Raw genomic sequence first — 20,706 nt, forward strand, 5'->3', positions numbered from 1 at the left:
GGATTGTGCTGTTGGAAGAGGTCGGCATCAACGAGATCCGTGTTGACCGACGGCGTATCGAGGACGCGAGGCTTGCGCCCGGATCGGGCGGGAACATCTCAGTTTGAAATTTGGCCTTGTGCGAACTCGCGTCTTGCGGCCGTGAAGACCTCGCGGGCCGCATCCGCATTCATGACGGCGATTGCAAGGCCTACGATGATATCTGGCCAAGCCGAATTCCACACGAACGCCGTGACCAGGCCGGCGGCAATGATTGCGACATTCGCCAGGACGTCGTTGCGGGCCGACAGGAATGCTGCATGGGTAAGGCTGCCGCTGTGATGGCGATAGCGGGCCAGCAACAGCGCGCACGACAGGTTGACGAGGATCGCGCCAACCGCGGTGAGCGTTAGCGGAACGGGCGCTGGCGGAATCGGAATGTTGAATTTCTCCCAGGCCGTCCATAACGTCGCCAAAGCCGGGATCAGAAGTACTCCCGCCAGCGCCATTCCGAGCCGCGCTCTGTTGCGCATAGTCCAGCCCAGCGCAACCATGATCAGGAGGTTGACGGATGCATCCTCCAGAAAATCGATGCTGTCCGCGAACAGCGATACCGATCCGATCCAAACGGCTACGGCAAACTCGATTCCGAAATAGGCGAGGTTCAGGATGGCGACCATCCGCACCGCCTTGTTCAGCGTCCCGGTCATATTCTGTCCATCGATCAATTGCCGTTACCGCGAGACCTGCAACGAATCCATGACGTGAGACATTACCGATTGAGCATCCGCCTTGACAGCGCCACGCTTCATGCCCCAGCGTGACGGCATGTTCGTCTTTTCGCTCATCAACACCAAGCGGCGCCGCCCCTGCGCCGTGCGGAGCGGCAAGCTGATTGCGCGACGACGAAGGCCGGCACGATAGCCCGGTTCGTTCGTTTCCAGCCCCGTCCGCCTCAAGCAGGCCGGCGGGGTTTTCATATTCTGGAGCATTTTCATGACAATCGTCTCTTCCATCCGGTTTCGGCCAGCCGTGCCGGCGGATGCCGCCGCGATCAGGGATATCGTTCGGGCCGCCTATGCCAAATGGGTGCCGGTGATCGGCCGCGAGCCGCTGCCGATGCGCACCGACTACGACAAGGCCGTTGCCGAGCATTCGTTCGATCTTGCCGTCGAGGTGGCCGTATCGTCGGGATGATCGAAACCATCCTGGCCGACGATCATCTCTGGATCGAGAACGTCTGCGTCGCACCGGATGCGCAGGACAGGGGGATCGGCCGGCTGTTGCTGGAGCGGGCCGAGCAACAGGCAATAGAAGCGGGCCGCCTCGAGCTTCGCCTGCTGACCAATGGCGCGTTCGAAACCAATGTGTCGCTCTACAGGAGGCACGGCTATGTCGTGGACCGGGAAGAGCCGTTCATGAGTGGCGTGACGGTCTATATGAGCAAGAGACTCACGGGCTGATATGGGCGGCCGGGTACATCCTCGGGCCGTTGCGCCTTTTCGGTACGAAGCGGCGGAATAGACTCGGCTCGGCGAGCGCCGTCTTGCCAATTGGCAGATACATGCTATATATCTGTCAATAGCGAGGAGCAAAATGCAGCTTCAGTCCATAGTCACCACGCCGGCCGCAGCGGGAAGTGTCATATCAGACGACGAGGCGGGCGCGCTCGCGCGCACCACGGTCAATTTGTTCAAGGCCTGGAATCTCACGGACCTGGAGGCATGCATCCTGCTCGGCGGCATGTCGGCCCGCACTTGGGCACGTTGGAAGACTGGGGCACGCTGGAAAGAAGGCGGCATCGGCAGGATCGACCGCGACCTGCGTACCCGCATGGCGCACCTGATGGGCATCCACAAGGGCCTGCGCTATCTCTTTACGGAGCCGGCGCGCGGCTATGCCTGGATCCGCAAGCCCAATGCCGCCTTCGGCGGCCAGTCGGCTCTCGACCTTATGCTGCGTGGCGAAATTTCCGATCTTGCCGCGATGCGCGAATGGCTCGACGCGGAGCGTGGTGCATGGTGAGTGGACTTGCGGTCCGTCGCCATGTCCACTGGCAGCAGACCTTCCGCATCATTCGGTCCATCCATCCGCCGATCGACCTTTTCGAGGACATTGCCGATCCGCGCGACTGGGAAGCGCTAGCCTCCGTCGAGGAGAAAACCAACCCGCGCATAAGGTTCGAGATCGGCGATCTCGGCAAGGTGGCTGCCGCAAGACGGGTTTCCGGACCCGGCTCCAGCTTCGTGATGGCGCCCTTCGTGCACTGCTCGACGCTGCGGCCGGGGCGCTTCTCGGATGGCAGCTATGGCATCTACTATGCCGGCGACAGCGAGGAGGTGGCGCTGGCCGAGACCGTCCACCACCACCAGAAATTCATGCGCGCCACCAACGAGGATCCGGGCTGGACTGCGGATTTCCGCGTGCTGATCGGCAGCGTCGACCGCGATCTCGATGACGTCAACGCGGTGCCCGGCGTGCTCGACCCGGACGACTATTCCGCCTCGCAGACGGAAGGGCGGGCGCTGCGCGCGGCCGGTAGCGACGGGCTGGTGTGGAGCAGCGTGCGCATGCCCGGCGGGGGCTGCATCGGCATCTTCTGGCCTGATGTCATCACCATTCCGGTGCAAGGCCGCCACTACAGCTACCACTGGGACGGTGCCCGCGTGGACTTCGTGCGCCAGCACGATACGGGAAAGGTGCTGGCCGTCACATGATGGCGGGGAAGGGTGCTTTACAGATTATGGGGAAGTCGATAACTGAAAATCCATAAATCCAAGGATTCGGATATATGGATAAGAAAGGCACCTTGAACGCACTGGCCGCACTTGGCCAGGAGACGCGGCTTGATGTCTTCCGGCTGCTCGTGCGGGCCGGGCCGGAAGGCATTCCGGCGGGCGAGATCGCCATGAGGTTGGACACGATCCAGAACACCACGTCGGCGCATCTGAAGGTGCTGGCCCATGCCGGGCTGATCCGCCCCGAACGCGATGGCAGGATCGTGCGCTATGTCGCCGACATGACCGGCTTTCGCGACCTGCTGGCCTATCTGATGGAAGATTGCTGCAACGGCGCGCCGGAACTCTGTCGACCTGTCATCAATGCCGTGACCTGTGACTGCTAGGGGGCAACCACCGATGAGCGATCCAGAAGCGCGTGGACGAGTTCGGCCGCAACCTGCCGAAGGTGACTTGCCACGCCGCATCGTCGCGGAAGCCTTGGGAACCGCGCTGCTCGTCGCGACTGTGGTCGGCTCCGGCATCATGGCCGCCCGGCTGACCCACGACGTCGCCGTTTCACTGCTGGGCAACACCTTGCCGACGGGAGCGATCCTCGTCGTGCTGATCACGATACTGGGACCGATCTCGGGGGCGCACTTCAATCCCGTCGTCACGCTGGTATTCGCGCTTCGCCGCGAGATCGAGGCGAACGCAGCGCTTGCCTATATCATCGCCCAGGTCGCGGGCGGCATCGCCGGGACGTTTCTGGCCCACGCCATGTTCGAACTGCCGATCCTGCAGGCCTCGGCTACGGTGCGGACCGGAACCGGGCAATGGCTCGCGGAGGCAGTCGCCGCCTTCGGCCTTGTCTTCACCATCCTGGCAGGCCTGCGCTTCCGCTCCGACGCGATCCCCTGGCTGGTCGGGCTCTACATAACGGCTGCCTACTGGTTCACCGCTTCGACCTCCTTCGCCAACCCGGCCGTCGCTATCGCCCGCGCTTTTTCCGACACTTTTTCTGGCATCCGTCCGGTCGACCTACCAGGCTTCATAGCCGCCGAATTGCTGGGGGCGCTGCTGGCGATGACCCTGGCGGGCTGGCTGCTCGCCGAACCGAAACCGATCAAACAGATGAAGGCCGCGCAATGACCGTCACCATCTATCACAACCGGGCCTGCGGCACGTCGCGCAACACGCTGGCCATCATCCGGCAGTCGGGCGAGGAGCCGGAGGTGATCGAATATCTGAAGACGCCGCCGTCGCGCGAAAGGCTGGTCGAACTGATCGCGGCGATGGGCATGACACCACGAGACCTGCTGCGCGAGAAGGACACGCCCTATGCCGAACTCGGCCTTGCCGACCCGAAATGGACCGACGAGGAGATCCTCGATCTCATGCTCGAGCATCCGATCCTGATCAACCGGCCGATCGTGGCCAGTCCGCTCGGCGTCGTCCTGGCGCGGCCGTCGGAAAAGGTGCTGGACATCCTGCCCAACCCGGAGATCGGCGCATTCACCAAGGAGGACGGCGAGGTGGTCATCGACGCCTCGGGCAAGCGTACGGTCTGAAGCTATTTCCATATTTTTCGAAATTTTGTTGACGGCGCGAAAAGTGTCGCGTAGCTTATTTCCATGAAACTCGAAAAAGCAGCCGCCCAGCTCGAAGCGCTCGGCAACCCGACGCGGCTTCAGCTCTATCGCATCCTGATGCGCGCCGGAGAGGAGGGGCTTGCCGTCGGCGCCGTCCAGGGCAAGCTCGACATTCCGTCCTCGACGCTGTCGCACCACCTCAAGCGGCTGGTCGACACAGGCCTTGTCACGCAGGAGCGGCAGGCGACGACGCTGATCTGCCGCGCCAACTATCCCGGCATGAACGCACTGATCGGCTATCTCGCCGACGAGTGCTGCGCCGACGCCACCTGCGCGCCTGCCGCCAGCAAAGCGCCGGCCTGATTTTTTTGGACGTATAATTCGAAGATACCGGAAGGATCGAACCGATGGACATGATGGCAGATCTTCCCGTCGCGGTGATCGGCGCCGGCCCGGTCGGCCTCGCTGCCGCGGCGCACCTGGTCGAGCGCGGCATCCGCCCGCTGATCCTGGAGCTCGGCGAGAGTGTCGGTGCTGCACTGCTCGAATGGGGTCACGTGCGGGTTTTTTCGCCGTGGAAATACAACATCGACGCGGCGGCGCGGGCGCTGCTCGACCGCTCCGGCTGGACGGCGCCCGACAGCCAAGCCCTGGCGACCGGCGGCGAGATCGTACGCGACTATCTGGCGCCGCTTGGCCGGCTTCCCGCGATCGCCGTCAATCTGAAGCTCGGCGCCGAGGTCACCGCGATCACCCGTCGGGGGCATGACAAGATCGCCAATGAGGGCCGCAAGGACGCGCCCTTCGTCATCCGCTACCGCGATGCCCGCGGCGAGCACCGCGCCCACGCGCGCGCCGTCATCGACGCGTCCGGAACCTGGTGGCGGCCGAACCCGATCGGTGTCGACGGGCTGCCGGTTCCCGGCGAGGGCGAGGCTCGCGGGCGCATCGCCTATGGCATTCCCCACGTAGTCGGCAAGGCGAGAAAAGACTATGCGGGCAAGCGCGTCCTCGTCATCGGCGGCGGGCACTCGGCCATCAACGTCGCCCTGGCGCTGATGGAACTGCGGGATGCAGCGCCCGGCACCGAGATTTTCTGGGCGCTGCGTCACGCCAGCGTCGAAAGATTGCTCGGCGGCGGGCTGAACGACCAGTTGCCGGAACGCGGCGCGCTCGGTCTGGCCGCCAAGCAGGCGATGGCGGATGGCCGGCTGAACATGCTGGCGCCTTTCGCCGTCAACCGCATCGAGGTGCAAGGCGAGGGGCTCGTCGTCGACGCCAGCCTGGCCGGCAAGCCGTTCAGCCTGGCCGTCGACCGCATCATCGTCACCACCGGCTTCCGGCCCGATCTGTCGTTCCTCGGCGAAGTCCGCATCGCACTCGATCCCGCCGTCGAGGCGCCGCCGGCGCTGGCGCCGCTGATCGATCCGAATTTCCACTCATGCGGCACGGTTCCCGCACATGGCATCGCGGAACTCGCCCATCCCGAACCGGGCTTTACCATCGTCGGCTCGAAATCCTATGGCCGCGCGCCGACCTTCCTGATGGCGACCGGCTACGAACAGGTCCGCTCGGTGGTCGCCGACATTGCCGGAGACCATGTCGCGGCTCGCGAGGTGCGGCTGGTGTTGCCGGAGACCGGGGTGTGCAGCGCCATCGGTGTCGTGACAGTATCAGAAAGCGCCGGTTGCTGCGGCGGGCCCGCGCCCGCCAATGTCGATGCCTGCTGCGTCAGGGATGCGGACGCCAAGGCAAACGGCGAGTCGGGCTGCGGCTGTGCAACCGCGCCGGCCGGCATCGAGGCGCGAGAGACGATGGCAGCCAGCGATGCCTGACCGATCTGTCCTGCGCAAGGCGATCTGGGCGCTCGGGCTGACCCAGATCATCGGTTACGGCACGCTCTACTACAGCTTCTCGATCCTGGCGCCGGCGATGGCCCGCGAATTCGGCCTCAGCGAAGGCTGGGTGTTCGGCGCCTTGTCCGCCTCGCTGTTCGCCGGCAGCCTGTTCGCGCCGACGGCCGGGCGCTGGGCCGACCGCTTCGGCGCTGGGCGCATCATGACCATGGGTTCGGTCGCGGCAGCCTTGGCGCTGGCGCTGTGCGCCGTCTCGCCCGGCCGCGTGAGTTTCGTTCTGGCGCTGTTGGCGATGGAGCTGGCCTCCAGCTTCGTCCTCTATAGCGCCGCCTTCGTGGCGATCGTGCAGATCGGGGTTCCCAGTCCGCAACGCAGCATAACCCACCTCACGCTGATCGCCGGGTTCGCTTCGACGCTGTTCTGGCCGCTGACCTCGGCGCTGCATGCCCAGCTGACTTGGCGCGAGGTCTATCTTTTGTTCGCCGCACTCAATCTCGGGCTCTGCCTGCCGATCCACGCCTGGCTGATGCGGCTGTCGCGCCATCACGCGACGGCCGCGAGCCAAGAGCGCGGGCCGGCCCCGGAAGCGGGCGCGCCGCTCGATTCGCGGCGCGGCCGGGCTGCGTTCCTGTTGATGCTGGCGGGGTTCGCGACCGAAGGCTTCGTGCTGTCGGCGATCCTGATCCACATGGTGCCGCTGACAGCGGCTCTTGGGCTTGGCAGCGCCGGCCTCTTCGTCTCGACCCTGTTCGGCCCGTCACAGGTCGCCAGCCGGCTGATCAACATGCTGTTTGGCGGGCGATTGCCGCAAACGCACCTTGCCGTCATCGCAGCTTCGCTGCTCACGGCCGGGCTGTGCGCGTTGCTGTTGACCACACCGTTGCTGCCCGGCGCCTTCCTGTTCGTGTTGCTGTTCGGCCTCGGCTCCGGCCTCACCAGCATCGTCGGCGGCACCTTGCCGCTCGAACTCTTCGGCCGCGAGGGCTATGGCGCGCGGCTCGGATGGTCGAGCGCCGCCCGTCAGTTCACCTCGTCCTTCGCGCCGTTCGCGCTCGCCTTCATGATGGCGCGGACTTCGGTCGCCAATTCGCTGTGGGTGCTGGTGGCCGTCGCCGCGAGCGGCGTCATCGCCTTCTTTGCCATCGCGCTGCTGAGGCGGCGTGGCGGCCGGGTTGCGTTTGTGATGGGCGGGAGTCCGGAAGAGGCGGCTTGAATCACGACATGCGCGATGGCAGGGCGACTTGGCATCTTGCCCCCTCTGAGGTCAGAATTATGGACATATACCAATTTTTGGTATATGTTGACATCGCAACCTTAGGATGGAGCTCATGCCCCGAAATACCTCTGTTTCCCTTGGCGACCATTTCGCTGGCTTCATCGATACGCAGGTTCAGACAGGCCGTTACGGTTCGGCAAGTGATGTCGTGCGTGCAGGCCTGCGGTTGCTCGAGGAGCATGAGGCCAAGGTCCGTGCTTTGCAAAACGCGCTCATCGCTGGCGAGGAATCTGGCGCACCCGTTGCCTTCGATAGCACTGCGTTCCTGAGCAAGATGCGCGCCAAGCATGCCAAATGAGTGCCGCCAATATCGACTCTCACCTCTCGCCGAAACTGATCTGGAAGATATCTGGCTCTACACGTTCAAGCACTGGTCGCTTGAACAAGCGGATCGGTATCACCACGATTTGATCGGCGCTATCGAGGCCTTGGCCAGCGGGCTCAAAACCGGCCGCCGCACCGAAGTGCGCGAGTACTATTTCAAGTATCCCGTCGGGCAACACTTCGTTTTCTTCCGTCAATCCGAAACGACCTTAGATGTCATCCGCATCCTGCATCAACGAATGGACGTTGAACGACATCTGTGACGGGGGAAGTCTGCTCGCTGCCAAGGGACGCGTAAATTGACCGGCGTGTCAGTGCGCCGTTAGTGCCTGAGGATTTTGCCGAGGAAGGCCCGGCTGCGGTCGGTCTTGGGGTGGGAGAAGAACTCGTCGGGCGTGCCGCTTTCGACGATGGCGCCGGCGTCCATGAACACCACGCGCTGGGCGACCTTGCGGGCAAAGCCCATCTCATGCGTCACCACCATCATCGTCATGCCTTCCTCGGCGACCGCCACCATGACGTCGAGCACTTCGGAAATCATCTCGGGGTCGAGCGCCGAGGTCGGCTCGTCGAACAGCATGATCTTGGGCCGCATGCCGAGGCAGCGCGCGATCGCCACGCGCTGCTGCTGGCCGCCGGAGAGCTGGGCCGGGTAGGCATTGACCTTGTCGGCCAGGCCAACCTTGGCCAGCAATTCGCGGCCAGCCTTTTCGGCCTCGGCGCGCGGGATCTTGCGGACATGGATGGGGGCGAGCGTCACGTTTTCGAGCGCGGTCTTGTGCGGGTAGAGGTTGAACGACTGGAAGACGAAGCCGATCTCGGTGCGCAAATGCGTCATGTTGGTGGCGGGGTCGCCGAGGCGCTGGCCGTCGACGGTGAGGTCGCCGTCCTTGATCGCCTCCAGGCCGTTGACGCAGCGGATCAGGGTGCTCTTGCCCGAGCCGCTCGGGCCGCAGACGACGACCACTTCGCGCGGCTCGACGCTGAGCGTGATATCCCTGAGCACGTTGAGCGAGCCGAACCATTTGTTGACGCCGCGAAAGTCGATCATGCCCGTTTTGGTCATATCTTTTGGGCCCTTCGGGTTCGATGTCACAGCTGCACCTCGCCATGCGCCGCACCCATGCGGCGCTCGAGCCGGCGGGCGAGCATGATCAGGGGATAGCAGACGATGAAATAGCCGACGCCGACAAGGAAGAAGACCAAGAGGCCGTTCGGCACACGCTGCACCACCAGCCAGCCAACGCGGGTGAGGTCGGTCAGGCCGATGGCGGAGACGACGGAAGAATCCTTGATCAGCAGCACATATTGCCCGACCAGCGGCGGCAGCACGATGCGCATGGCCTGCGGCAGCACCACCTGGCGCATGCGCTGCCAGCGCGACAGGCCGGACGCGAGCGCCGCCTCGACCTGGCCTGTCGGCACCGAGCGGATGCCGGCGGCGACGATCTCGCAGATGAAGCAGGCCGCCAGATTGGTCAGCGCGATGATGCCGGCGGTGAAGGCGTCGAGTTCGATGCCCAACTCCGGCAGGATGAAGAAGATCAGGAAGATCTGCACCAGGAAGGGGGTGCCGCGGATCAGGTCGACCCAGGCGCCGATGACACTTGAGATCAGCCGATTGCCGCCGGTGCGCAGGATGCCGAGACCGAAGCCGAGAGAGGTGCCGAGCACCAGGCTGATCAGCGACAGCACCACGGTCATGCCGAGTCCGCGCAGGGCCAGCGGATAGGAGCCGGCGAGGCTTTGCAGCTGTTGCCAGATCATGTGCGGGCCCCCGCTGCGCCGAGCCAGCGGCTGGAGAGGCCAGCCAGCCCCTTCAGTCCGTAATAGAGCAGCAGGTAGAAGGCGGCGATGGTGAGGAAGCCTTCGGCCGGCATGAAGCGGTCGGAGGCGAGCAACTGGCCGGCGCGCGTCAGTTCGGAAACAGAGATCAGCGACAGAAGAGCGGAATCCTTGACCAGCACGATCGCCTGGCCGAGCAGCGGCGGGATCGTCACCTTGAAGGCTTGCGGCAGAACGACCAGGCGCATGCGCTGGACATAGGTCATGCCCGAGGCGACGCTGGCTTCGACCTGGCCACGCGGGATCGACAGGATGCCGGCGCGAATGATTTCAGCGATGTAGGCGCCGCTGTTGAGCGATAGCGCGAGGATCCCGACGACGAGCTCGGGCAGCACGAAGCCGAGCCTGGGCAAGCCGAAATAGAGGAAATAAAGCTGCGCCAGCAGGGGCGTGGCGCGCACGGCGTCGATATAGGCCTTGGCCGGTGTCCGGAACAGCCAGCCGCGCTGCAGATTCGCCGCGCACAGCACTATGCCGACGACGAGCGCACCGACAAAGGACAGCGCCGACAGCCAGACGGTCGTGATCAGGCCCTGCCCGAACAGGGGCAGATATTCGACGATTGTGCGGAAGCTGAAATTCTCGAGCATGGGCGCGCGGCGGTGAAGAGGGAAGGGTGATTAGCGAATAGCGAATAGCGAGTAGCGAGTAGCAAGTAGGGAAGTAGGGAAGTAGGGAGCAGCAGAGCGTGGCCGGAACGGCCGTTCACCACTCCCTATTCCCTATTCGCTACTCCCTAATTCCTCAGTGGTCTTTCTTCCACGCGTCGGAATTGACCCAGTAGTCGAGGTTCTTCTGCAGGCGGCCGTCGATGCTGACCTGGTTGAGGAACAGGTTCATCCAGACCAGCAGGTCCGGCTCGTCATAGCGGGTGGCGAAGGCAAGCGGTTCCTTCGACAAAAGGTCCGGCATGATGGTGAAGGAGCCGGCCGGATAAGCGGTCGACTGGCCCTTGACCGCCGAGATGTCGTTGACGCCGCAATCGGCCTGGCCGTTGTTGACGGCATCGAGCAGCAGCGGACCACCGCCCTTGTAGCTCTTGATGTCGGCATCGGGGAAGGCGGTCTTGGCTTCCTTCTCGCCGGTGGCGCCCAGCAGCACGGCGATCTTGGTGCCCTTGGCCTTGCAATCCTCGGTGGTCTTGAACTTGCTGTCGGCCTTGGTGAAGACGGTGCTGCCCGTATACATGTAAGGCGTGGTGAAGGCGACCTTCATGCCGCGCGCCAATGTCGGCGTCATGTCCGCGACCAGAAGGTCGGCCTTGCCGGACAAGAGCGCCGGGATCAGGCCGTCCCAGTCGAAGTCGAGGAAGGTGATTTTCACACCCATTTCCTTGGCCATCAGTTCGGCCAGTTCAACCGAACTGCCGGTGCGTTCGCCATTGGCGCCGACCAGCGAGAAGGGGGGTCCCTGGGTCTGTACGGCGACGCGCAGTTCGCCGCGCTTGGTGATGTCGTCCAATGTTCCGGCTGTGGCCGCCGTGGTGAGGCCGGCGAGCGCAAGTCCGGCGATGAAAAGTCTGGCAATCTTCATTTCGGTAGTCCTCCCTGTTGTCGTTGATATCTGCCCGCGGATTTCCTCGGGCCGTTTTTTGAGCGGCGGCTACCGTTGCCGGCGGCGGCCACCGTTCGAAAATCCTCAGTCCCAGGCCACCGTTTCGGTGACCTTGATGCCGCGTCTGGCAAGTTCGTCGAAGAAGGGCTCGTCAGGCACATCGAGCAGTGGGTTGAGCAGGCCGGGCTTGCTGATCTCGCGGCGTGCCAGCATCTGCGCCACGATGCTGGCGGGGTAGCCGACGCCGAGGCTCATGCCGAACAGGCCGGAGACGAGGTCCCGCTCGATGATCAGGTCCGATGTCACCGTCTTGGCGCGGCCGCCTTCGAGGCCGGAAAAAACATTGCGCATCACGCAAAGATCCTTTTCGCCGGGGCCATATTGCAATTGGGGCCCGAGCAGCCGGCCGAGGAATTCGCGCGGGCTGTTGGAGGTGCCGGGCACCTTGTCTTCGGAGAGGAAGCCGAGCTCCTTCAGCGGCGCCCAGAAGGCCGACCATCCCGGCCAACGCAGCGTGTAGCGGCCGGAGCGGCGCAGCCCCTTGGCGGCGTCCAGCATCTCGACATAATGCAGCGCATCGCCATTGGGGAAGGCTTCGAGCTTGCCCAAGCCTGCGACCTCGATCTCATGGATGAAAGGGTTGGCGTGCTGCTGACCGGCCGGCACAGCGACGCGTGTTCCGTCCTCGATCATCACGCTGTCGCGGTTCTGGCTGACCAGGACCATGTCGAAATTCCAGCTCACCTTGTAGCAAAGCGGCTTGGCCATCGCCTTCGGCTCGGGGATGCCGCCGCAGTAGGAATCGATTGCCGTGATGGAGTCGAACTGCTTCGCGGCACGGGCGTAGAGCACGAGGTCGATGCCGGGGTCGAGCCCGCATTCGGTCATGATCGGGACGCCGGCCTGTTCGGCCGCCGGCGCCAGGTCGGCGATCGACTTGGCGTAGTTGGTGGTGACCAGCGGCGTCCGCGTGGCGATGGCGGCCTGCACCGCCTCGCGCATCAGCGGCTGCGGCAACAGATCTATGACGGCGTCGACATCATCGAGCACTTTGGCCAGCGCCGGGCCGATGGCGTCATCGGGCACGATGAAGCGCACGCGGGCAAGGTCGGTCAGGCCGGCAAGCCGGGCAGGACCGTCCGCTGCGGTGTCGACGCAGACGATTTCCTCGACGCCGGCGCTGACGACGAGGTCGGCGATGGCCGCGCGGCCTTGCAGGCCGAGGCCGCCGAGAACCGCGATCTTCATGCCGGCTCCTTGCGGTCGTCCGACCAGCAGCCTTCGGGCAGGCTGACCCATTTGTTGCACGACGCCATGACGACGAAGGTCTCGCTGCGGACCACTTCGCCCGGCTCGCCAGCGCCCGGGATCAGCTCACTGGTGACGCGGTAGAGATCGGCGACATCACCGGCCACCGTCACGTCGACGATAATGTCGAAGCGCCCGGTGACCACCGAAGCCGAGTTGACGAAGGGCAGTTCGGAAATGCGCTGCGCCAGCTCGCGGGCCCGGCCGCGCCCTTGGGCGTTGATGCCGACGATCGCCGAGATCAGCTCGGGCCGCTCGGTCAGGTTCAGCAGCCCGACGATCTTGAGCAGGTTGCGGTCGAGCAGGTTGCGCAGCCGCGAGCGCACCGTCGGCACCGAAACCGCCAAGATCTCGGCGATGCGGTTGATGCCTGGCTGGGCGTCCTGCGACAGCTGTTTGACCAGCCGCCGATCGGTCAGATCGAGATGTTCCCGCAAGGTCCCCATCTTTCATAAAAGGAAAAAACTTCTGCAATTTCTTTGCCAATGTGCAAACAAGCTATGTCACGGATTTTTGAAATGCAAGGCGTTGTTTTCGCGTTGACGGGGACAATGGTCGCCGGCGCGGATGCAGCCGCTTGCTGTTCGGCTGTGGAATTCAGGCCAGCGCGGCGACCAGCAGCTTTGCCTGGGGCGTCAAATCGTCGAAGCGGCGGGCGCAGAGATTGAGCTGGCGCGTCGCCCAGTCATCGGCCAGCCGCAGGCTACGCACTGAGCGTGCCGAGCGGCGCGCGACACTTTCCGGCACGACGGCGAGGCCGCCGCCTTGTGCGACCAGCCGGCAGACATTGTCGAGGCCAGGCACGCGGATGCGAAAATGCAGATGGCCGCCAAGGCGGGCGGCCTGGCGACTGATGTGCTCCTGCAGCGCATGGCCGGTGCTGAGGCCAACGAAGGGTTCGCCGATCACGTCGCTGAGACTGGCTGTACGCAAGCCTGGAAGGCCGGGCCAGTTTCGCGCGGCGATCACCACCAACCGGTCGATGAAGAACGGTTTCTGCTCGAGATGCGACAGGCCGGCCCAGGTTGCGGCGATGCCGAGATCGACCGCACCGCTGGCCACGGCTTCGGCGATTTCGTGGCTGGGGCGCTCGTCGAGGTCGATGTCTATCCCTGGGTGCGCGGCAAGGAAAGCCGGCAGGATGTCGCGCAGCAACTCGGCTGTGGCGGCGGTGTTGGCCATCAACCGGACACGGGCGCGCAAACCGCTGGCATAGGCGGCGAGATCGCCGGCCAACGCCTCGATCTGGTTCTGCACGGCCCTTGCGTGATGCAGCAACGCCTGTCCGGCCGCCGTCGGCACCACGCCTCGCCGGCGGCGCTCCAAGAGCGGCGCGCCGAGCCGCTCCTCCATGCCCTTGATGCGGGCACTGGCCGAGGCAAGGGCCAGTCCAGCAAGCTCGGCGCCGTGGGTGATGCTGCCGCGCTCGGCCACCAGCAGGAACAGCCTGAGATCGACCAGATCGAAGCGCATTCTCTTGCTCCCTGCACACAGCCCGGCGGCCTGGGGGAAGGCGGTCGGCTTTGCCCCAGCCTTCGGTCTGGCCGAAGGCTGGCAGCGCGATTTCCACATTGTGATCGGCCGAGATCTTCGTCAAACAGTTTCGAAGGAGCAGTGTGATGAACGAACGAACATCAAGCCGGTTCGGCATTCTTGAAAGCGCGGCGATTGTGTTGGCCATCGTCGTGGCTGGCCTTGCCATGGCGCGAGCGGAGCCAGGCCTGCGGGAATGTGCAGCGGCGGTCGCTTCCGTCAGCCGCGATGCTGCGCCGACAAAGGCTGCCAGCGCGGATGCCGACGCAACCGACATGCTGCTGCATGACTGATCCGGCGGCGAAAGTGCGATCATGCTGAGCGCTGGCATTATCGCCTGGATCGGCGCTGTCTTCCTCACTGCGGGCTTCGTCAAGGGCGTCGTCGGCATGGGGCTGCCGACCGTGGCGATGGGACTGCTGGCGGTGACGATGCCGCCGCCACAGGCAGCCGCTTTGCTGTTGATCCCGTCGCTGGTCACCAATCTCTGGCAATTGCTGACCGGGCCATCCTTCGGCGGCCTGTGCAAGCGGTTGTGGACGATGATGGCCGGAATCGTGCTCGGCACCGTAGCCGGCGCCGGTCTGCTGACCGGCGCACATACGGGCGTAGCCTCGGAGGGGCTGGGCGCGGCGCTGGTGCTTTATGCCGTTTTCGGCCTCGCCAAAGCGGGCTTCAGCACGCCTGCGCGCCACGAAGTGTGGGCGTCGCCGCTGGTCGGCGTGGCGACCGGGTTGGTCACCGGCGCCACCGGCGTCTTCGTCATCCCGGCGGTGCCCTATCTGCAATCGCTGCGGCTGGAGAAAGAAGACCTGATCCAGGCGCTCGGCCTTTCCTTCACCGTGTCGACGGCAGCGCTCGCTATCGGGCTGTTCAGGACCGGCGCTCTCACGTCGCCGACGGCGCAACTGGCGGGTTCGGTCGTGGCCCTGGCGCCGGCTCTGGCCGGCATGTTCGCCGGCCAGGCGCTGCGCCAGAAGATGAGCGTCGAGACCTTCCGCATGGTGTTCTTCGTCGGGTTGCTAGCGCTGGGGGTCTATCTTGCGGGCGAGGTGTTGTTGTAGACCTATCCCTTGGATCAACTACGGCCCTACCGACCGTACAAGAGCAGACTGACGAAATGAGCCTTCATGTGCTGAAATTGGTGGCATGCGCGGACGGGCACGACCAATATATTGATGGCGAGCGCTACGCGCTCTTGGTTTTTGCCAATGCCAATAGTCTGGAGTCGGCCCTATCCGCAACGCCGGCGTATCTTATGACCTGCGGCTGGCAGCGTGCAGAGATGCGGGATGCTAAGGAATTAGCGGTTGGAGTTTCTTCAATAAGCGATGACGTTTTGCGAAATGCCGCGGAGGCAGCCCTTCGGGATGGATACGCGATCGTCGTCTATGCGACGCCTATCGCGGACCCTAGCTCATAAATTCAACCAACCCACCCACCCGTGGAGGTAACTGCAGCTGAGGTGCAATTGCGGCACAACCGGGCCTCGGCGAGCGGAACCGGAGCCGACGCGTCACGCGGAGTCCCATGGAGCCTTTGTCGTCATGGTGCGGTGCAATCGATCGTTCGGTTGCGGCGGTGTGTCGAGACGTGCCAGAAACACAGCGTAGACATCCGGCTCGACGGTAAACACGAGACGACCAAGCAACGCGTCCTCAGCGGCGCGCTGCGACGCTTCAAGCACAAAGTCCGCACGATTCTTGCCGAGCAGTTCCGCTGCCCGGTCGATCAGATTGCGAACTTCCGGCCTAACGCGGATATTGATCGGAACGCTCTTCGGCAACAGACCACGTGACGGTGGCATCGGTAGCTCCCTTCATCGCCCAGGCACAGCAGATCGTTACGACAATGTCACTACCGTGAAGCGAGGACGGCACAATGGCTCGATGGAACTCGTGATCCGCAGCAGACCCTACCGCACCACCAGCACCGGGATTTCGGTGTAGGACAGCACTTCCGCCGTCTGGCTTCCCAGAAGCAGCTTGCCCAGTCCGCGACGCCCGTGCGAGGCCATCACGATCAAGTCGCAGCCTCGAGCCTGCGACAGCTCCAGGATCGCCTCGGCCGGCCTTTTATCCTCGACATGTACGACCTCGGCGGAGACTCCGGCCACATCCGCTGATGCCTTGCACTTGTCGAGAACATTCTTGCCATATTTGCGCGCTTCTTCCTGATAGGCGGCCAGTTCATCGCCAGCGGCAAAGCCGGCCATGGCGCCGCCCCAGGCGAAGATCGGGAATTGTTCGGAGACGGTGATGAAAGTGACGGCGGCACCAATGCCGCTGGCCAGCGCCAGACCCTGGGCAACGCCCCTGTCGGCCAGTTCCGATCCGTCCGTGGCAATGAGCAGATGTTTGTACATGATGATCTCGACCTATTGTGCAAGGGCCGATGCCCTTGTGGTGGCGGGAGCCTTGGGAGGCTATCCTTGATATAGTCGCGCCATCGGGCTGATCACAGGGCCAACTCGATGCGGATCAGGGCCAGGCTGCACACACGTTTGCGTCAGCAGGATTCCCCTTTGCGGCATCGTCCCCTAAGGTGCGGGCGACATCGAAAGGCATCCAATGAGCAGCGCGTTTCCGCAGATACATCTGGTCCGGCATGGCGAGACGGCGTGGAGCCTTTCGGGGCAGCACACCGGCCGCACCGACATGCCGTTGACGCCGGCCGGCGAGGCCGCGGCGCGGGGTGTCGCGGACCGACTCAAAGGCCTGTCGTTCTCTGCGGTGTGGTCGAGCCCTTCGCAGCGCGCCTACAACACCAGCGTGCTGGCTGGCTTCGGTGCCGAGAGCGTCAAGAAGGACGATCTGCAGGAATGGGACTACGGCGCCTATGAGGGGCTGACGACAAGACAGATCCAGGCCGAGCGGCCCGGCTGGACCGTGTTTCGCGATGGTTGCCCGAAGGGCGAGACTGCGGCCGATGTCGGCGCGCGGGCGGACAGGATCATCGCCGAATTGCGCAAGGCCAGTGCCGACATATTGGTGTTTTCCAGCGCGCACTTCCTGCGCGTGCTGGCGGCCCGCTGGCTCGGCTTGCCGCCCGAAGGCGGCGCGTTGTTCGTACTCGATACGGCCAGCATAAGCGTGCTCGGCTACGAGCATGATTTGAGCGAGCCGGTCGTGCGCAAGTGGAACCAGAAGTAGGGAGGCAGTAATGCCGGCTCGGCGCAAAAACGCCGTCGCTTCGTCATCCACGGATCTTCGCGACGGAGCTTCGCTCCTGCTCCGCCCGTGGATGACGAAGTTGGGAGGTTTCGGCACTTCCAAATGTCTCTATCTGTCGAACTTCCTGATCGCCTCGGCGGTCACCGGCGTGAAGAAGTTCACCAGATTGCCATCCGGGTCGCGGAACATCAGCGAGCGGTTGCCCCAGGGCATGGTGGTCGGCTTCTGCACCGTGACATCCCTTAAGGTGTCCGAGAGCCTGGCGAATTCCGCATCGACGTCGCCGACGCGGAATTCGATGATTGCCGTGTGGTTGTCGGCCGGGCGGGCAATGTCGCCGCCGAACAGCATCAAAGTGCGCGTGCTGCCGATCGCCAGCGTGCAGGAAGGGGTTGCAAGTTCGGCGAAGTCTTCCGTGTACATGGTCACCGGCATGCCGGTGATTTCGCCGTAGAAGCGCACGAGGCGCTGGACATCTGACGTGATGATGCGGACAGAGACGAAATTCATCGCATGGCTCCTGGATTGCTGGAGCCGCTGCCGCCCCATGGGCAGATATAGACCAGGTCTCCTGACAGCCCTCCGTCAGGAGAGCGCCGACGCGGTGCGCCGACACCGGCGACACGCCCCACTCACTCCGCCAGCAGCGCCAGTTCATCCGACGTCAGATGCCGCGCGGTGCCCTTGGCGAGGTCGCCAAGCTGCAGGCGGCCGATGGCGATGCGGATCAGGCGCAGCACTTCGATGCCGTGCGCCGCAAGCAGGCGGCGGATGTGGCGGTTGCGGCCTTCGTCGAGCACGATCTCCAGCCAGGCTGTGCGGCCGCCGCTGCGCAAGAGGTGGATCGAGCTGGCGGTCAGGGTCTCGCCGTCGACGGTGACGCCCGCGCGGAATTTGTCCAGCATCGTCTCATCCGGCACCGTGCCGATCTGCACATGGTAGGTCTTGGGCAAATGCGAGGCGGGGTCCATCAGCCGGTTGGCAAAGCGGGTGTCGTTGGTCATCAACAGCAGGCCTTCGCTCGCCTTGTCGAGGCGGCCGACCGGCGAGACGAAGGGCAAATCGAGCCCTTCCAGGCAGGCATAGACGGTGTCGCGCTGTTGCGGGTCGTCGCGGGTGGTGACCAGCCCGCGCGGCTTGTTGAGGATGAGATAGACCTTGCGCTCGGCAACAACTTGCTCACCGTCGACGACGATGCGGTCGCGGTTGAGGTCGACGCGCAGCGCTGCATTGCGCACCACCTTGCCCCCGACGCGTACGCGGCCTTCGGCAATCAGCGCCTCGGCCTGCGTGCGCGAGCACAGGCCAAGCTTCGACAGCGCCCGGTTCAGGCTGACGCCAGGCGCCGCCTGTTTGCCGCTTTGTCGTGTCTGCCGTGGCGTCATGGTGCCGTCTGTGTTGGTGGAGCCGACAGATGCCACGGGCCGCGAAGGCTTCGCAAGTCGTGCTGCTGCCTTTGTACGCAGGGCATGGAGCTATGGCGGCATCCGAGGCACCGGGAATGGCGACATTGTCGCCGCCGCTCCTGCGATACGACTTCGCCCAACCGGCGATCCGTCCGCATGCCAATCTCTACCGGGGGCCGACCTTGCAGATCCTGAACGCGGTCTGCGAACGCGCATGAGTGAGGGGCTGGTCAGCTTGGGCCGGGAACTGCGCCCGGAACGGTTGCCGTCGCCGCAGATATCAGCCCTGGTCCAACCCTTGCCCTGAGGGGCGCCGCGCGAGGGCGCGGATACGGTCGGCGACCGCGCTGTCGATCGGGTTGTAGACGATCATGCTCAAGTCCGGGCGCCCATCGACCGAGAATGCCGAGTATTCCAGCTCGATGTCGCCGAGCTGCGGGTGCTTCAGGCGCTTTGTCCCGTCACCGTGGCTGAGCACGTCGTTTTCCTGCCACAAGGCGGCAAACTCGGGGCTGACGCGGCAAAGTTCGTCGACCAGTTGGGCGACCTCGGACACCGCGCCGGCGCGTGCCGCATCGGCCCGGAACGCTCCCACCACGAACCGTGCGAGGCTTTCCCAATCGTGCTGCTTGGCGCGGATGACAGGGCTGCGGAACATGAAGCGCAGGATGTTGCGCTGGCCGGCGGGCAGGGCGCTGTAGTCAGTCAGCACGATTTGCGCGGCGCGGTTCCAGGCAACGACGTCCCAGGTGGCGGTCTTGATCAGAGCTGGGCTGGCATCGAGTGTGTCGAGCAGTCGCTGGAGCCGCGGATTGACCCCCTCGACGCCCTTGTAGCGAACTTCGGGCGGGCGACCCAGCCCGAGCATGAAAAGATGTTCGCGCTCCGGCTCGGTCAGCATCAGCCCCTTGGCGATGCGGTTCAGCACGTCAGCCGAGGGCGCGCCGCCGCGGCCCTGTTCCAGCCAGGTGTACCAGGTCGGGCTTATGTTGGCGCGCTGGGCGACCTCTTCGCGGCGCAATCCCGGAGTCCGCCTGCGCCCCGAGAAGCCGAAGGAAGCCGGATCGAGGCGGGTGCGCCGGTCCTTGAGGAACGCTGCCAGTGAGCCGGCCGAATTGATGGGCATCCTGTTAGGCATTATACCATGATAAGATCACTACTTTAATGGAATAATAGACGAGCAATATTACGCAGGCAACTGTGCAGGAGATTTTGCATGCGTATCTTTCTCACCGGCGCGACCGGTTTCATCGGTTCGGCGCTGGTTTCCGAACTCATCAAGGCGGGCCACCAGGTGGTCGGCGTCACCCGCTCCGACGCCGGCGCCGAGGCGCTTGCCGCCGCTGGCGCCGAAGTACATCGGGGAACGCTTGAAGAGCCCGACGGCCTGCGCGATGGCGCGGCCAAGGCGGAAGCCGTGATCCACACCGCGTTCGACCATGACTTCTCTCGATTTGCCGAGAATTGCGAAAAGGACAAGCGCGTCATCGCGGCCCTCGGCCAGGCATTGGCGGGGTCCGACCGGCCGCTGGTGATCACCTCCGGCGTTGGCGCGGGCAGCGCCGGCCATGGCCAACCGGCAGTCGAGGACATCTTCAACCCCAGCCATCCCAATCCGCGCATTGCCTCGGAACTCGCCGGCAATGCGTTGCTGGAGGCCGGCATCAACCTCTCGGTGGTGCGCCTGCCGCAGGTTCACAATCCGGTCAAGCAGGGGCTCATCACGCTTTTCATCGAAATCGCGCGCCAGAAAGGCGTCTCGGCCTATATCGGCGAAGGCCGCAACCGCTTCTCCGCGGGCCATCTCCTCGACGCGGCGCGCCTTTACCGGCTCGTCGTGGAAAAGCGGCAGCCGGGCGCGCGCTATCACGCGGTCGGCGAGGAGGGTGTCGAAGCGCGCGCAATCGCCGAGGCGCTTGGCCGGAGTTTGAAATTGCCGGTCGTTTCGATACCGCCGGAAAAGGCGGAGGAGCATTTCGGCAGGATGGCGATGTTCGCGCCGATGGATCTGCCGGCCTCCAGCGCGCTGACCCAGGCACGGCTGGGCTGGCATCCGACCGGCCCAACACTGATCGCCGATCTTGATGCCATGCCATACGCCGACTGACGGCTGAAGCCTCGGCGCCAAGGCTGGCGAGATACG

31 protein-coding genes are annotated in these 20,706 nt (G+C 64.4%); 17 read left to right on the plus strand and 14 right to left on the minus strand.

What is annotated here, in order from left to right:
• Positions 1-98 precede the first annotated feature (98 nt).
• Positions 99-689 (minus strand): cation efflux transmembrane domain-containing protein, encoded by a 591-nt coding sequence (locus NKJ01_RS22290; RefSeq protein ID WP_352730977.1) that lies wholly within the window; start codon positions 687-689, stop codon positions 99-101.
• Positions 690-713: 24 nt separating this feature from the next.
• A complete protein-coding gene (locus NKJ01_RS22295) occupies positions 714-977 on the minus strand; it encodes a hypothetical protein (RefSeq protein ID WP_352730979.1) in 264 nt (87 codons plus the stop codon).
• 87 nt (positions 978-1,064) lie between these two features.
• Here NKJ01_RS22295 and NKJ01_RS22300 point away from each other — a divergent pair, with 87 nt between their 5' ends.
• The 11 genes from NKJ01_RS22300 to NKJ01_RS22350 all read left to right on the plus strand — a co-directional run bounded on the left by NKJ01_RS22300 (position 1,065) and on the right by NKJ01_RS22350 (position 8,007).
• Complete coding sequence (locus NKJ01_RS22300; protein ID WP_352730981.1) at positions 1,065-1,442, plus strand: GNAT family N-acetyltransferase; 378 nt, start codon at positions 1,065-1,067, stop codon at positions 1,440-1,442.
• Between the two features lie 133 nt (positions 1,443-1,575).
• On the plus strand, positions 1,576-2,004 hold the full coding sequence (locus tag NKJ01_RS22305) for an antitoxin Xre/MbcA/ParS toxin-binding domain-containing protein (protein WP_352730982.1): 429 nt from the start codon (positions 1,576-1,578) through the stop codon (positions 2,002-2,004).
• Positions 1,998-2,696, plus strand: coding sequence for an RES family NAD+ phosphorylase (locus tag NKJ01_RS22310; protein WP_352730984.1), 699 nt, complete (start codon positions 1,998-2,000; stop codon positions 2,694-2,696). Before NKJ01_RS22305 ends, NKJ01_RS22310 begins: the two co-directional genes overlap by 7 nt.
• A 74-nt stretch (positions 2,697-2,770) precedes the next feature.
• On the plus strand, positions 2,771-3,103 hold the full coding sequence (locus NKJ01_RS22315) for an ArsR/SmtB family transcription factor (protein ID WP_352730986.1): 333 nt from the start codon (positions 2,771-2,773) through the stop codon (positions 3,101-3,103).
• 13 nt (positions 3,104-3,116) lie between these two features.
• Positions 3,117-3,848 (plus strand): aquaporin, encoded by a 732-nt coding sequence (locus NKJ01_RS22320; protein WP_050589544.1) that lies wholly within the window; start codon positions 3,117-3,119, stop codon positions 3,846-3,848.
• Positions 3,845-4,267 carry an arsenate reductase (glutaredoxin) gene (gene arsC / locus NKJ01_RS22325; RefSeq protein ID WP_352730988.1) on the plus strand — a complete coding sequence of 141 codons (423 nt, stop codon included), beginning with the start codon at positions 3,845-3,847 and terminating at the stop codon, positions 4,265-4,267. The genes NKJ01_RS22320 and arsC overlap by 4 nt, the downstream gene beginning before the upstream one ends.
• Before the next feature lie 63 nt (positions 4,268-4,330).
• Entirely contained in the window at positions 4,331-4,651 is a 321-nt protein-coding gene (locus NKJ01_RS22330) for an ArsR/SmtB family transcription factor (protein ID WP_023760031.1), read from the plus strand.
• A gap of 44 nt (positions 4,652-4,695) precedes the next feature.
• Positions 4,696-6,123: an NAD(P)-binding domain-containing protein gene (locus NKJ01_RS22335; protein WP_352730990.1), complete on the plus strand. Its 1,428-nt coding sequence runs from the start codon at positions 4,696-4,698 to the stop codon at positions 6,121-6,123.
• Positions 6,116-7,357: an arsenite efflux MFS transporter ArsK gene (gene arsK / locus NKJ01_RS22340; RefSeq protein WP_352730992.1), complete on the plus strand. Its 1,242-nt coding sequence runs from the start codon at positions 6,116-6,118 to the stop codon at positions 7,355-7,357. Before NKJ01_RS22335 ends, arsK begins: the two co-directional genes overlap by 8 nt.
• Positions 7,358-7,472: 115 nt before the next feature.
• Entirely contained in the window at positions 7,473-7,718 is a 246-nt protein-coding gene (locus NKJ01_RS22345) for a type II toxin-antitoxin system ParD family antitoxin (protein WP_031260421.1), read from the plus strand.
• Complete coding sequence (locus tag NKJ01_RS22350) at positions 7,708-8,007, plus strand: type II toxin-antitoxin system RelE/ParE family toxin (RefSeq protein WP_352608566.1); 300 nt, start codon at positions 7,708-7,710, stop codon at positions 8,005-8,007. Before NKJ01_RS22345 ends, NKJ01_RS22350 begins: the two co-directional genes overlap by 11 nt.
• A gap of 59 nt (positions 8,008-8,066) precedes the next feature.
• Here NKJ01_RS22350 and NKJ01_RS22355 read toward each other — a convergent pair whose 3' ends face one another.
• The 7 genes from NKJ01_RS22355 to NKJ01_RS22385 all read right to left on the minus strand — a co-directional run bounded on the left by NKJ01_RS22355 (position 8,067) and on the right by NKJ01_RS22385 (position 13,924).
• Positions 8,067-8,810: an amino acid ABC transporter ATP-binding protein gene (locus NKJ01_RS22355; protein WP_352730995.1), complete on the minus strand. Its 744-nt coding sequence runs from the start codon at positions 8,808-8,810 to the stop codon at positions 8,067-8,069.
• Positions 8,811-8,836: 26 nt separating this feature from the next.
• Complete coding sequence (locus NKJ01_RS22360) at positions 8,837-9,511, minus strand: amino acid ABC transporter permease (protein WP_352730998.1); 675 nt, start codon at positions 9,509-9,511, stop codon at positions 8,837-8,839.
• Complete coding sequence (locus NKJ01_RS22365; RefSeq protein WP_023760040.1) at positions 9,508-10,179, minus strand: amino acid ABC transporter permease; 672 nt, start codon at positions 10,177-10,179, stop codon at positions 9,508-9,510. Before NKJ01_RS22365 ends, NKJ01_RS22360 begins: the two co-directional genes overlap by 4 nt.
• A 154-nt stretch (positions 10,180-10,333) precedes the next feature.
• On the minus strand, positions 10,334-11,122 hold the full coding sequence (locus NKJ01_RS22370) for an ABC transporter substrate-binding protein (RefSeq protein WP_352608562.1): 789 nt from the start codon (positions 11,120-11,122) through the stop codon (positions 10,334-10,336).
• Between the two features lie 105 nt (positions 11,123-11,227).
• Positions 11,228-12,391 (minus strand): saccharopine dehydrogenase family protein, encoded by a 1,164-nt coding sequence (locus tag NKJ01_RS22375; protein WP_352731002.1) that lies wholly within the window; start codon positions 12,389-12,391, stop codon positions 11,228-11,230.
• Positions 12,388-12,888: an Lrp/AsnC family transcriptional regulator gene (locus tag NKJ01_RS22380; protein WP_023760043.1), complete on the minus strand. Its 501-nt coding sequence runs from the start codon at positions 12,886-12,888 to the stop codon at positions 12,388-12,390. The genes NKJ01_RS22375 and NKJ01_RS22380 overlap by 4 nt, the downstream gene beginning before the upstream one ends.
• A 160-nt stretch (positions 12,889-13,048) precedes the next feature.
• The gene (locus NKJ01_RS22385) at positions 13,049-13,924 is read right to left on the minus strand and encodes a LysR substrate-binding domain-containing protein (protein WP_352731003.1); all 876 of its coding nucleotides are present in this window, start codon (positions 13,922-13,924) and stop codon (positions 13,049-13,051) included.
• Between the two features lie 146 nt (positions 13,925-14,070).
• Between NKJ01_RS22385 and NKJ01_RS22390 the strand changes: the two genes are divergently transcribed.
• From NKJ01_RS22390 to NKJ01_RS22400, 3 genes are read left to right on the plus strand one after another with little or no spacing between them, the layout of a single operon-like run.
• Entirely contained in the window at positions 14,071-14,277 is a 207-nt protein-coding gene (locus NKJ01_RS22390; protein ID WP_352731006.1) for a hypothetical protein, read from the plus strand.
• Between the two features lie 21 nt (positions 14,278-14,298).
• Positions 14,299-15,048 (plus strand): sulfite exporter TauE/SafE family protein, encoded by a 750-nt coding sequence (locus tag NKJ01_RS22395; protein WP_352731008.1) that lies wholly within the window; start codon positions 14,299-14,301, stop codon positions 15,046-15,048.
• Positions 15,049-15,104: 56 nt separating this feature from the next.
• Positions 15,105-15,407 carry a hypothetical protein gene (locus tag NKJ01_RS22400; RefSeq protein ID WP_352608558.1) on the plus strand — a complete coding sequence of 101 codons (303 nt, stop codon included), beginning with the start codon at positions 15,105-15,107 and terminating at the stop codon, positions 15,405-15,407.
• A 93-nt stretch (positions 15,408-15,500) separates the two neighbouring features.
• Here NKJ01_RS22400 and NKJ01_RS22405 read toward each other — a convergent pair whose 3' ends face one another.
• Positions 15,501-15,791: a type II toxin-antitoxin system TacA family antitoxin gene (locus NKJ01_RS22405; protein ID WP_352608557.1), complete on the minus strand. Its 291-nt coding sequence runs from the start codon at positions 15,789-15,791 to the stop codon at positions 15,501-15,503.
• 108 nt (positions 15,792-15,899) lie between these two features.
• Positions 15,900-16,349, minus strand: coding sequence for a universal stress protein (locus NKJ01_RS22410; protein WP_352731011.1), 450 nt, complete (start codon positions 16,347-16,349; stop codon positions 15,900-15,902).
• A gap of 205 nt (positions 16,350-16,554) precedes the next feature.
• Between NKJ01_RS22410 and NKJ01_RS22415 the strand changes: the two genes are divergently transcribed.
• Positions 16,555-17,136, plus strand: coding sequence for a histidine phosphatase family protein (locus tag NKJ01_RS22415; protein WP_352731013.1), 582 nt, complete (start codon positions 16,555-16,557; stop codon positions 17,134-17,136).
• 129 nt (positions 17,137-17,265) lie between these two features.
• On the opposite strand, the gene NKJ01_RS22420 is transcribed toward NKJ01_RS22415, so the two are convergent.
• Both NKJ01_RS22420 and NKJ01_RS22425 read right to left on the minus strand, forming a co-directional pair.
• A complete protein-coding gene (locus tag NKJ01_RS22420) occupies positions 17,266-17,667 on the minus strand; it encodes a VOC family protein (protein ID WP_352731015.1) in 402 nt (133 codons plus the stop codon).
• Positions 17,668-17,789: 122 nt separating this feature from the next.
• Complete coding sequence (locus NKJ01_RS22425) at positions 17,790-18,542, minus strand: pseudouridine synthase (RefSeq protein ID WP_352731044.1); 753 nt, start codon at positions 18,540-18,542, stop codon at positions 17,790-17,792.
• Between the two features lie 29 nt (positions 18,543-18,571).
• Here NKJ01_RS22425 and NKJ01_RS22430 point away from each other — a divergent pair, with 29 nt between their 5' ends.
• The gene (locus tag NKJ01_RS22430) at positions 18,572-18,781 is read left to right on the plus strand and encodes a hypothetical protein (protein WP_352731018.1); all 210 of its coding nucleotides are present in this window, start codon (positions 18,572-18,574) and stop codon (positions 18,779-18,781) included.
• A gap of 62 nt (positions 18,782-18,843) precedes the next feature.
• On the opposite strand, the gene NKJ01_RS22435 is transcribed toward NKJ01_RS22430, so the two are convergent.
• A complete protein-coding gene (locus NKJ01_RS22435; RefSeq protein ID WP_352731020.1) occupies positions 18,844-19,689 on the minus strand; it encodes a helix-turn-helix transcriptional regulator in 846 nt (281 codons plus the stop codon).
• 90 nt (positions 19,690-19,779) lie between these two features.
• Here NKJ01_RS22435 and NKJ01_RS22440 point away from each other — a divergent pair, with 90 nt between their 5' ends.
• The gene (locus NKJ01_RS22440) at positions 19,780-20,670 is read left to right on the plus strand and encodes an SDR family oxidoreductase (protein WP_352731023.1); all 891 of its coding nucleotides are present in this window, start codon (positions 19,780-19,782) and stop codon (positions 20,668-20,670) included.
• The last annotated feature ends 36 nt before the right edge of the window (positions 20,671-20,706 follow it).

This window comes from Mesorhizobium sp. M0276 (assembly GCF_040321755.1).
Lineage (GTDB): Bacteria > Pseudomonadota > Alphaproteobacteria > Rhizobiales > Rhizobiaceae > Mesorhizobium.